The 11,684-nt window shown below is 41.1% G+C and carries 8 protein-coding genes and 1 pseudogene; 3 read left to right on the top strand and 6 right to left on the bottom strand.

Annotated features, from left to right (window positions below):
* Window positions 1-92: 92 nt before the first annotated feature.
* From pheS to thrS, 5 genes are all read right to left on the bottom strand, one after another.
* Complete coding sequence (gene pheS / locus ABEB05_RS04585) at window positions 93-1,109, bottom strand: phenylalanine--tRNA ligase subunit alpha (protein ID WP_265787928.1); 1,017 nt, start codon at window positions 1,107-1,109, stop codon at window positions 93-95.
* A 174-nt stretch (window positions 1,110-1,283) separates the two neighbouring features.
* Window positions 1,284-1,631, bottom strand: a complete 348-nt coding sequence (gene rplT / locus ABEB05_RS04580) for a 50S ribosomal protein L20 (protein ID WP_265787926.1) — start codon at window positions 1,629-1,631, stop codon at window positions 1,284-1,286.
* A 48-nt stretch (window positions 1,632-1,679) separates the two neighbouring features.
* Window positions 1,680-1,877 carry a 50S ribosomal protein L35 gene (gene rpmI, locus ABEB05_RS04575; RefSeq protein ID WP_265787925.1) on the bottom strand — a complete coding sequence of 66 codons (198 nt, stop codon included), beginning with the start codon at window positions 1,875-1,877 and terminating at the stop codon, window positions 1,680-1,682.
* Window positions 1,878-2,021: 144 nt separating this feature from the next.
* Entirely contained in the window at window positions 2,022-2,582 is a 561-nt protein-coding gene (gene infC / locus ABEB05_RS04570; protein WP_265789035.1) for a translation initiation factor IF-3, read from the bottom strand.
* 30 nt (window positions 2,583-2,612) lie between these two features.
* The gene (gene thrS, locus ABEB05_RS04565) at window positions 2,613-4,553 is read right to left on the bottom strand and encodes a threonine--tRNA ligase (RefSeq protein WP_265787923.1); all 1,941 of its coding nucleotides are present in this window, start codon (window positions 4,551-4,553) and stop codon (window positions 2,613-2,615) included.
* 163 nt (window positions 4,554-4,716) lie between these two features.
* On the opposite strand from thrS, the gene ABEB05_RS04560 reads away from it, so the two are divergent.
* On the top strand, window positions 4,717-7,173 hold the full coding sequence (locus ABEB05_RS04560) for a PAS domain S-box protein (protein ID WP_265787921.1): 2,457 nt from the start codon (window positions 4,717-4,719) through the stop codon (window positions 7,171-7,173).
* A gap of 267 nt (window positions 7,174-7,440) precedes the next feature.
* Here ABEB05_RS04560 and ABEB05_RS04555 read toward each other — a convergent pair.
* A pseudogene (locus tag ABEB05_RS04555) lies at window positions 7,441-9,906 on the bottom strand (UPF0182 family membrane protein); the annotation flags it as partial.
* 390 nt (window positions 9,907-10,296) lie between these two features.
* Here ABEB05_RS04555 and ABEB05_RS04550 point away from each other — a divergent pair.
* Both ABEB05_RS04550 and ABEB05_RS04545 read left to right on the top strand, forming a co-directional pair.
* Window positions 10,297-10,938 carry a SatD family protein gene (locus ABEB05_RS04550; protein ID WP_265787917.1) on the top strand — a complete coding sequence of 214 codons (642 nt, stop codon included), beginning with the start codon at window positions 10,297-10,299 and terminating at the stop codon, window positions 10,936-10,938.
* A complete protein-coding gene (locus ABEB05_RS04545) occupies window positions 10,935-11,684 on the top strand; it encodes a hypothetical protein (RefSeq protein ID WP_265787915.1) in 750 nt (249 codons plus the stop codon). Before ABEB05_RS04550 ends, ABEB05_RS04545 begins: the two co-directional genes overlap by 4 nt.

The raw sequence follows: 11,684 nt of genomic DNA, 5'->3' as shown, positions 1-11,684 counted from the left end.
GATTTTAAATCAATCTAACGAATGGTACCGTTCAGGTAAGCGGTTCTACGCTTGGATTGATCTAAATCATCTGCGTTCAGTTCAGAATTTGGTTAGTGAAACTGTTCTAAGAATCGAATGTCGTTTTCATAAAAGATTCGGATATCATCTATCTCGTGGCGGAGCAGGGCAATGCGTTCAACGCCCATTCCCCAGGCATATCCGGTATATTTTTCAGGATCGATATCCACTGCTTTCAATACATTTGGATCCACCATTCCGGATCCTAAAATTTCCAGCCAGCGTCCGTCGTTCGATGAATTCGGGGTTTCCCACCAGATATCCATTTCAAGACTGGGTTCTGTAAAGGGAAAAAAACCCGGTCGAAGTCGATATTTTACATCACTGCCAAACATTAGCTTAGCAAAGCTTATAAGGGTTTCTTTGAGCTCAGCAACACTAACATCCGTATCAATATAGAGGGCCTCAACCTGGTGAAAAAGGAAATAGGACTTGGGTGATACTGCCTCATTTCGGTAAACACGCCCGGGCATGATGGTTCGTATCGGTGGTTCTTTTTCTTGCATCAGTCGTATTTGAACAGGGGAGGTGTGTGTGCGAAGTACGAGGTCATCTACATTGGGATTCTCGTCTTTCCGGATAAAAAAGGTATCCTGTTCGTCACGGGCCGGGTGATTGGGAGGAAAATTGAGCGCTGTAAAATTATGAAAATCATCCTCTACTTCCGGACCATCTGCAATAGAAAAACCGAGGCGATAGAAAATATTTTTCATTTCCTCCATCGTTTGGGTTAGCGGATGGTAGGAGCCCGAGGAGAGAGGCGGAGCCGGAAGTGAAAGATCATCCGTCGCTTTTATATCAGACGTTTGCTTACGGGCCAGTCGTTTTTTATGCTCGTTAAATGTTTGTTGAGCCAGATTTTTAACTTCATTCATGGCTCTTCCCACTTTGGCTTTTTTTTCATTGGGCACTTCACTCATCCGGGAAAACATATTCTGGACTTTTCCATTGCGGGATAGAAATTCCAGCCGAAACTCCTCTAGTTCGTCTTCAGTGGAGATATTATAATTAATGACTTCTTCTTTCAGTTCTTGGATATCGTCGAGCATGAAATTTCAGTAATCGATATAATTATATGCTTTTATGTGTATATGCAAACCAGACAAATTAGGATAAGATATCAGGGTGTGCAGGGAAGGTCTAACTTATCTAATCCTTAAAAATAAAAAAAGCCGATCCATCCAGAAATATTGGCGGATCGGCTTTTATATAGAATAATACTATTAATTAGATGCTTCTTCTACAATAGCAGTGAAAGCATCCGGATCATTTACGGCAAGATCTGCTAATACCTTACGATTGATCTGAATATCTTTCTTGTTAAGGGCCCCCATCAGCCTTGAATAGGTTGAACCGTTTTGTCGGGCAGCAGCATTAATGCGTGTAATCCAGAGCTTCCGGAATTCTCGTTTACGAACTTTACGGTCGCGATACTGATATAGCATCCCTTTTTCTACCGCGTTTTTCGCAAAACGATAAACATTTTTTCGCTTGCCCCAGTAACCTTTCGCCTGTTTTAAAATCTTGCGGCGACGGCGACGGGAAGCCACCTTATTTCTTGAACGTGGCATTTTGTCTAATGTTTAAGTGTTAATGTTTAATTTAAATGTATAGAAACGTTATTTGTAAGGAAGCATTTGTTCGACATCCTTCTTTTGAGTCTTGTCGACCAAAGTAGTCTTACCGAGTTTACGCTTTCTTTTACTTCGTTTCTTAGTGAGGATATGGCTTTTTCCAGCCTTTTTACGCTTAATTTTACCAGAACTGGTTTTTCTAAAGCGTTTTTTCGCTCCACTGTTAGATTTCATCTTTGGCATAACGAAACACCTGTATAGAATTTCTTGGAATTAAAAGGCTTCAAAGATAAGCATAAGAGTTTAGAGAATAAACTCTATACTGAGAATATTTATTATAAAAGATTTTATCCCCAAATATCAACAAAAGCGTTGATATTACTTTAATTAAGCCCCGCCTTTTCCTGAAGGAGCCAACATCATAATCATTCGGCGACCTTCCATGTTAGGCTTTGTTTCAATCTCGCTGATATCGTTAAGTTCTTCTGCTAAATCCATGAGCAGTTCCTTACCGCGTTCAGTGTAGAGCATATCCCGGCCACGAAATTGAACGGTCGCCTTAACTTTATCACCATCTTCAAGAAATCCGCGAGCATGACGGGTTTTGAATTCGAGATCGTGGTCGTCGGTATTAGGTCTAAACCGGAGTTCTTTAACTTGTACCGTATGCTGTTTCTTTTTGGCTTCTTTTTCCTTCTTTTTCTTCTTGTACATATACTTGCCGAAGTCGAGCACCTTGCAAACCGGTGGTTCAGCATTGGGTGCCACTTCAACAAGATCAAGCCCATAAGATTCAGCTATTTCACGAGCACGATCTATAGGTACAACCTCGTGCTCTTTGTCAGCATCTTCGGGATGAATAACTCTGACTTTGGATGATCTGATTTCCTCATTAGCATTAGGGCGGTCTTCGTTGCCCCGTGGTCTTCGTCGTCTGGTTCTTGCGATAGTAACCTCTGTGGTTTTATTAAAATTAAGTTAGTGTTGTGGTAGTTCTTTATTTTTAATCTCATCAGTGAGATTAGAAATAAAATCAGAAAAATCAAAAGTTCCAATATCACCTTCTTTATGCCGGCGAACCGAAACAGTTCCTTCCGACTCTTCATCACTACCTACTATTAACATATATGGAATCTTGCTCGTTTCAGCATCACGAATTTTTCCTCCGACTTTTTCACTTCGGTCATCTACTTCAACACGAACGTCATTTTCTGCAAGTGTTGAAGCACATTTATAAGCATAATTGTTAGAATCATCGGATACGGGAATTATTTCAACCTGTGTTGGTGCCAACCAAACAGGGAAATCTCCGGCAAAGTGTTCTATTAGAATGCTGGTGAACCGCTCCATGGAACCAAAAGGAGCTCTGTGAATTATTACCGGACGGTGTTTCTGATTGTCGGATCCTACATAATTCAAATCAAATCGTTCGGGCATTACATAGTCAACTTGGATGGTTCCCAGCTGCCATTTTCGTCCAATAGCATCACGGATAATAAAGTCAATCTTAGGTCCATAAAAGCTGGCCTCACCGCGACCGATGGTGTAGTCGAGTTCTTCTTCATCGGCCACTTCTCTTATTTCTTGTTCGGCCCGGTCCCAGAATTCTGTCTTGCCCCCGTATTTTTCTTCATTATCATCACGGAAAGACAATCGGATATCCACCGGCATATCAAAGATACCAAAAACGAGCTCAGTAAGTTCCAAACAGTTTTTGATTTCATCTTTAAGCTGATCGTGTGTGCAATAAATATGAGCATCATCCTGGGTGAAACCGCGGACTCTAGACATACCACTCAACTCCCCGGATTGCTCAAACCGATACACGTTTCCGAACTCTGCCAGTCGAAGTGGCAGATCACGATAGCTATGCATTTTATTCGAGTAGATACGATGATGGTGCGGACAATTCATCGGTTTAAGCAGGTATTCCTCATCTTCGACCTGGATAGGATTGTACTGTGATTCCCGGTAATAGGGATAATGTCCGGAGGTACGGTACAATTCCAGATTCCCAATATGAGGTGTGATAACTTCCTTGTATCCTCTTTTTTTCTGCTCCTCTCTTAAAAAGGCCTCCAGTTCCCGGCGTATTACCGTTCCATTGGGCAACCAAACCGGTAATCCTTGGCCGATCATCGAGTCGATCATATAGAGTTCCAGCTCTTTGCCAAGCTTTTTATGATCTCGTTTCTTGGCCTCCTCAACTCGTTTAAGATATTTCTTCAGTAACTTTTGCTTTGGAAAGCTAATACCATAAATACGGGTAAGCTGTTCACTTTCATTATCTCCACGCCAGTATGCACCGGCCAGTCCGGTTAGCTTAACCGCCTTAATACGACCCGTATTCGGAATATGCGGCCCACGGCAAAGATCAGTAAATTCGCCCTGAGTATAAAAGGTGATTTCACCATCTTCCAGATCTTCTATAAGATCTACCTTATATTCGTTATCCTGTTCTTTATAAAAATTAAGAGCTTCTTGTTTGGAAACTTTTCTTCGGTTGAACTCCGATTTCTTACGGGCCAGTTCAATCATCATATCTTCGATCTCATCGAGATCGTCCTGTCCTATGGTTTGGTCTCCAAAATCAATATCATAATAAAAGCCGTTTTCAACTGGTGGACCAATTCCAAACTTGGTATTGGGATAAAGTTCCTGAATAGCTTCGGCCAGGAGGTGAGCTGATGAGTGCCAAAAGGTGTACTGACCGTCTTCACTATCCCAGGTATTAATGGTAATATTCCCGCTTTCTTCAATCGGACGATCTAAATCCAATATTTCATCGTCGAGTGTAATACTCAGTGCTTCCCGTGCTAATCCCATAGAGATAGATTCCGAAATTTCACGTCCGGTTATACCCTTGGGATATTGCTTCTGTGTTCCGTCGGGTAAAGTAATCGTAATTTGGTCAGCCATTCGGCAGGTTAATATGCTATTAAAGATTTATTTCTGTAATTAAGCCCTTAAAGATATAAAAATTAGAAAAGAGGGACAGGCTATTTTTTTCTTTATTTTTTGGCAGATCACGATATATTAGAACTCGCTGAAAGTATAAAATCATTAACTTTATTTACTTTTAATGCATCAGAAAAATTCTTCCTACCTATCGAACCAGCTACTGTTTATTTTGGATGATTGCTCCCACGACATTTTAGATGTTAATGAGGCTGTTTTGAAAAAATACGGATATGCCTATGATGAATTGTGTGGGATGAACTTTTATGATCTAGGAGAGAGATCAACCCATAGGGAGATAATAAATGATCTTAATGAAAATAATTCGATTTGGATTCACAGAAGTAAAATAGGAGAAGAATTTTTTGTACAGCTGACCTACCATCAGTTTAATTTTGAAGGTCAACTGGCAAAGTTCGCAGTTGCCCATGATATATCGGAACAAATCAACCACCAGGAAAGCGACCCAAACCAATATCCCAAGTTGGAAGCCCATAAGGCTAATTTTCCCCTTGCTGAAATAGGATGGGATGTCAATTATAGGATTAACTACTGGTCCGAACAGGCAGAAGAACTTTTAGGATGGAAAGAAGAGGAAGCCAAAGGAGAAAAAGCTTTTTTGGAGGATATCCTGCCTGAAAATACATTTGTTGACTGGAAAGAAAAATGCAAAAATAATATAAAGGATCAGCAAGCCCAATATACAATAGAAAGTAGGATACGTACGAAAGGGGGACAGGTACGCTATTATAAATGGTATAACTCGTTACTGTATGATGAATATGGGAGTCTGCGTTCTGCCCGTGCACTGATCGCAGATATTACGGAAAAAAGAGAGTCTCAAAATTTGTTCAGGGCTCTTTCTGAAGAGTCATTGGTAGGTATCTTTTTGATACAGGATGGGGTATTCCGCTATGTAAATCCCCGTTTTGCCGAGATTTTTGGCTACGCAAAAGAAGAAGTTGAAAATAAATATAGTATTACTGACTTGGCTCATCCGGATGACCTGAAGCAAGTGCAGCAAAATGTTACTGATCGAATTCAGCAGGTCGAGGAATCGGTTGAATATGGATTTAGAGGGATCACAAAGAATGATCAGGTAATTCATGTAAATATTTTTGGATCTCCAATTAAATATGCCGGAGCGCCTGCAGTGGTGGGGACCCTGGTTGATACCACACATAATAAAAAGATTGTCAAACAATACCGGTCGAGCTTGGAGAGTTTTAAAGATCTCTTTGATTCTATAAGCGACGCAATTTATATACAGGATAAAGAAGGGTGTTTCTTAGAGGTCAATCGCGGCGCTGAAGAGATGTATGGATACAAACGTGATTACTTCATTGGGAAAACGCCTGAGTTTCTGGCAGCAAAAAATAAGGTAGATATTGAGGATACTCATCAGCTTATTCAAAAGGCCCTGAATGGATCTCCGCAGAGTTTTGAGTGGTGGGGACAAAGAAAAAATGGTGAAATTTTCCCAAAAGAAGTCGTCGCTAATCCCGGAAAATATTTTGGAGATGATGTTGTTATCACCATTGCCCGTGATATCAGTGAGCGATACGAAGCCGAAGAGAAAATACGTCGGAGCGAGGAAAAATTTCGGCAGCTTTTTCAGAATGCTCCTATCGGCATTGCGTTTATGAATGAGGATCAGGAACTACAGTTTGTGAATGAATCCTTTACCAATGTATTTGGCTTCACCACAGAGGAAATTAAGGGTAAAAATATTGATGAAGTTATTGTACCGGAGGATGCTAAAAGTGATGCCTATGAAGTATCTAAGAGGATATATAATGGGAATACGGCACAGACCTCGGGGAAGAGACGTTGTAAAGATGGGAGTGTTGTCGATGTTTTGATTTATGGGGTGCCTGTGAAGGTACAGAACGAGACGATCGCGATTTATGGACTATACGTGGATGTGACGGAAAACAAACAAGCAGAAAATAAGATTAAGGAATCCCTGAAAGAGAAAGAGGTTCTTTTGGCCGAAATCCATCACCGGGTTAAAAATAATCTGGCCGTTATTACCGGGTTGCTTGAATTGCAGGCCTATAATACCACTTCGGAAGAGGCTGTAGAAGTACTAAAAGAGAGTCAAATGCGCATTAATTCTATAGCTTTGATTCATGAAAAGCTCTATCAGCGCGAGGATCTCTCTCAAATTTCATTTGACACCTATGTTGAGCAATTGCTTAAAGTTGTTGTTTCCTCCATGCATACCGATACTACGAAGGTAGACGTCCATATTGATGCCGACCCCGTGGACCTTACGGTTAATCAAGCCATTCCATGTGGTTTGATACTTAATGAGCTCATTACCAATGCCTATAAGCACGCCTTTAAGGAAAAACCAGACGGAAATATTTGGATTTCCGTTCAGGAAAAAGAGGAAATGGTAACCCTTAATGTTAAAGATGATGGCATAGGGATGCCGGAAGATACCAGTATTAAAAATCCCAAGTCGTTGGGTATACAGCTTATTAATACGTTATCTGAACAATTACAGGGACAGATATCTTATATCCCTGAAAATTCGGGAACTCATTTCCAAATGCAATTTTACCTGGAAGACTAATCTTGGTCATCAGGAATCATTCTCTATCAGGTTGTTAATTTCATCCATTTTCTCTCCAAACAGAGTCCAGTCGCCATCTTGCAGGGCCTCGTGAGCTTCCTGCCACAAATTACGCAGTTCCCGATAGTTTTCCTCTCCTTCTGCAGGCATCTGTTCCACTGCTTGGGGAACAGGAGCTGCTGTAGTATCGGATGGAGCAGCAATGCGACGACGTTGGCCATACAGGGCTTCGATTGACTGCCATAGGGTAGGCTGCATGGCAATTTTTTCGCCGGAGGTGGCAATAACACGCTGTAGCTGTGGTATGTCAACCCCTTCGGCTATTAAGAAAACCGGTTCAACATAAAGAAAGGAATCCTGTATTGGAATAATCATCAGGTTGCCTCGAATAACCCGCGAGCCGCGCTGATCCCAAAGGGCTAATTGGCGCGATATTTCAGTATCCTGATCAATACGTGCTTCAATCTGTGCAGGACCTAATATGAGCCGATCCTTCGGGAGTTCGAACACGGTGACTTCACCATAGTTAGGTACGTCCGAATTGGCGGCCATCCAGCCAATCATGTTATCCCGGTTGCTGGGAGTAAGAGGACTGATAAGCAGGTATTGTAGTTCTTCTTGTCCCGGCAGTTTAGTGAGCACATAGTAAGGTTCCATAGTGATAGATTGCCCCCCGTATTTTTCGTTGGGACGGGTCCACAAGTCTTCATTGTTATAAAATACCTGGGGGTCAGTCATGTGATATTTATTGTACTTATCCATTTGCGCCTCAAAGAGATGTATCGGATATCTAATATGTTCTTTAAGTCCTTCAGGCATTGCATCCAAGGGTTGAAACATATCGGGAAAGATATCACGATATACTTTTAAAACCGGATCTTCCTCATCGGATACATAAAAGTCCACGGTACCGTCATAGGCATCCACCACCACTTTTACGGAATTTCGAATATAGTTGTACTGATTATTGAACGGCTCGGCATAGGGATAATCAGGCGAAGTGGTATAGGCATCTTGTATCCAGTACAGTTGTCCGTTTTCCAGTACCAGGTAGGGGTCGTCTTCGAGCCTCAGGAAGGGAGCAATACGTTGTACTCGCTCCTGTATACGCTTCCAAAAAATAATTTTGCTATCCTCATTTATATAGTCTGTCAATAGGATATTCATATCCCCAAAATTCCAGGCAAAGAGTAGCCGCTCAAAAATGTTATTAATGGAGACCCCACTGGTTCCCTGGTAATTTGTATAAACATTTTGATCTCCCTGGGGATAGTCGAGCTCTTGTACATTGGTATTGACGATCTTGTAATCGTCGTTGTGCTCCCCGTAATAAATAGCCGGGTTTTCAACTTCCAGCCCAATCTCGCTTTTGGGAGGGATATCTTTAATGACCATGCGGGGGTCTCCCTGAGAGCCTTCCTGAGCAACGGGACTCATAACCATTCCATATCCATGAGTATACTGTAGTCTTCGATTCACCCAAGTATCGGATCCCTGGGGCATTTCTTCGGAAAGTTCTCGTGCTGCGACCATCATCTGCAGGTAGCCCTCATCTGTGTGGTAGCGATCTACATCTACATTATAAAACTGATAATACAACCGGATTTCCTGAAGTTGCCGGTATGTCTGAATTAGCAGGCGAGGATCCCAAAGTCGAATATTCTCTATAGTTTCTTCATTTTCTTCCACCGTAGACCACGACATTTCCTCGGCGGGCTGTGCGCTATATTCACGTGTTTGCATTTTATCGAGGGCATACGCCTTGCGTGTCTGTTCTATACTGTTTTCTATGTAAGGCGTTTCCAGCTGTAATTCACTGGGATTTACAACGAAACTTTGTATTGCACCCGGAAGCATATTCAATCCAACACCGCCAATTAAAAGGGTAATAACACCGCCTATGGCAAGCCATTTAAAGCGATTTTTGTACAGCTGGTAAAAGGACAGGGCAGCTAATAGAAAACAGAGAATGCTTACGATCCATAAAATGGGCAGATTTACATTGAGGTCTACATAACTCATGCCATAGACAGCTCCTGTATCATTGTACAGCAGATTGTACCGCTCCAGGTAGTATCCCCATGATAGCAGCAGGAACCAGATCCCCAGGTTTATGCTGATTTGCTTCTTAACCCCGGGATGAAAGCTAAGCTCATTTTTGGATCGGAGTGAAACAGCTCCTGAATAGATATATAAAATGATGGTGATAAGCGTAACAAAAAATACCAGCGAGGTGAGACTGTTTTGTATTAGTTCGATAAAGGGAAGACGGAAAAGATAAAAGCCGATGTCGTTGCTGAAAATGGGGTCCAACTGACCTACCGTCTCATTCCAGTGGAAGCGGAAGTAGGTATCCCATCGCATGAAAAAAGCCAGCGAAAAAAACAGGCTAATCGCCCCTCCAATCCCCATAAAAAGACGCTTGATCTTTTGGGTACTAATCTGATCCAGATTCAGTTGGGCCAGGGGAGAGTTGCCGAAACTCATCGTTCCGATTTTTTGTCCCAGTGCTTTCATATTGGGTAAAACATAAGCCAGTGAAACCACGAGAGCTGATAAAAGGAGGAGGGCCTGGGTTATCTTAATGGTCCAGAAGACCTCATCATAGCCCAGGTTATCGAGCCAGAGCCATTCTATAATCCAGTCGGAAAGAGCCCCCAGAAGAATTAGACCCAGTAGAAAAATAAATGCGATACGAAAAACAGATCCTGAAGAATTGAAAAGACGATTCATAATCAATTAATTAGCTCAAAAAAGATTAGACCTTTAAATATATAGATAGTGATCCCGATAATAATTGCCAGACATAAAATAGCAAGCATTTTGTTAAATGCAGAATCTAAGATCGTTTATTTAACGCTCTTAATAAAATATAAATCATGCCCGTACGAGGAGATAACTTCCTTTTATTTGGGAAGCTGATTTTGTATCAGATCCATATATGTAGTTGAAAATTATTTCTTTCTATTCATTGGTTTTAGCAATCTTTTAAGAGATGAGAGGATAATCCAATCTTATGAGTAACTGTATTGGTTTAAAAATACATTATATAACTACTTTGGTTAAAAATTGAATATTTAAACTATTTTGGTTATATATTGGAAAAGATAAAAAAACAGTCTTATGAAACGATATTTGGTACTTATAGCGGATATTGAGTCTTCGAAGGAGATCAAAGAAGAACAACGAGAGGCTTTACAGGATAAAATGCAGGAAGAATTGGATTATTTAAATCAAACTGATCATGCGCCAGTTGCTCCTTATACCATTACACTGGGGGATGAATTTCAGGCGGTATTTGAAGAGGCAGATAGGCTGTTTGTTCATCTACTTCGAATTCTAGCTGTTTTGTATCCCGTGAGAATACGTTTCTCCTTGGGGGTGGGTAGTATCGCTACGCCTATAAATAACGAACAGGCCATTGGAATGGATGGTCCGGCTTTTCACGAGGCACGCAGAGGAATGGAGAAACTGAAAGAGAGCGGCTTCTTTTTTCATCTGAATGTGGAAGAGGAGGATAATACCACGCTGTCTCTTATCAATAACAGCCTTCGGTTGCTTTCCCATGAAATAAAAACATGGAAGAAAAACCGATTATCAATTTTACACATGTCGAAAGAGGGAAAGGATTACAAAGAGATTGTGGAACAGCTGGATATTTCTCCGCCGGCATTTTATAAAAATAGAGAGGCGGGCGCACTGGATGTTATCAGTAAACTAATGGATAATATATCTGAACTTATTGACCAACAACTAACAAAATGAACTACGCAATTTATTTAACTATTCTCAATCTGACGTTGCTGGCCCGCCTTCGACTCATCTTTCGTGATAAGGGCGTAACCGACAAGGATCTGATAATTATTGGCGCTTTGCCCTTATTGGTGCTTCCCTTCGTTCAGTTTAGCTGGGCTTGGGGATTGCTGGCTATTCACTTGGTTAGCTATCCGTTTGTAATGAGAGCTGCAGAACGGAATAAAGAAAAACTTAACCGGAATAGGGCGCTCACTTTTCTGTATCATCTGCTCATTACAGGCATTATATGCAGTTCGTTACTGAATATTAGCGGGGGATTACTGGTTGAAAAAGGGATAAGTTTTTTTGGATGGATGTTTCTTCCGGGACAGAATATCTATCTAGATATTGATATGGTGAATACTATACAAATTATACTGGCGGGAATATTGCTGGTGATTAATGAAATGAATATAGTACTTCGCTATATACTTAACGTCATGGGACTTCAATCGATAGGTGAACAGGAGGATAAAGTGAGCGATGAAGAATATAGTATGGGTCGACTCATCGGACTGCTAGAACGAATTTTTATCTTCATCTTTGTTCTGCTTAATCAATATAGTGCCATCGGATTTATCCTGGCCGCAAAAGGAGTGACCCGCTTTAATAATTTTAAAGACGATCGTTCTTTTGCCGAATATGTTTTAATAGGAACATTACTTTCTACGTTGTTGGCTTTAATAGTAGGATGGGGTGTTAGAATTTTAATTTAA

The organism is Fodinibius salicampi (assembly GCF_039545095.1).
Taxonomy (GTDB): domain Bacteria; phylum Bacteroidota; class Rhodothermia; order Balneolales; family Balneolaceae; genus Fodinibius; species Fodinibius salicampi.
This window is presented reverse-complemented; position numbering and strand designations above follow the sequence as displayed.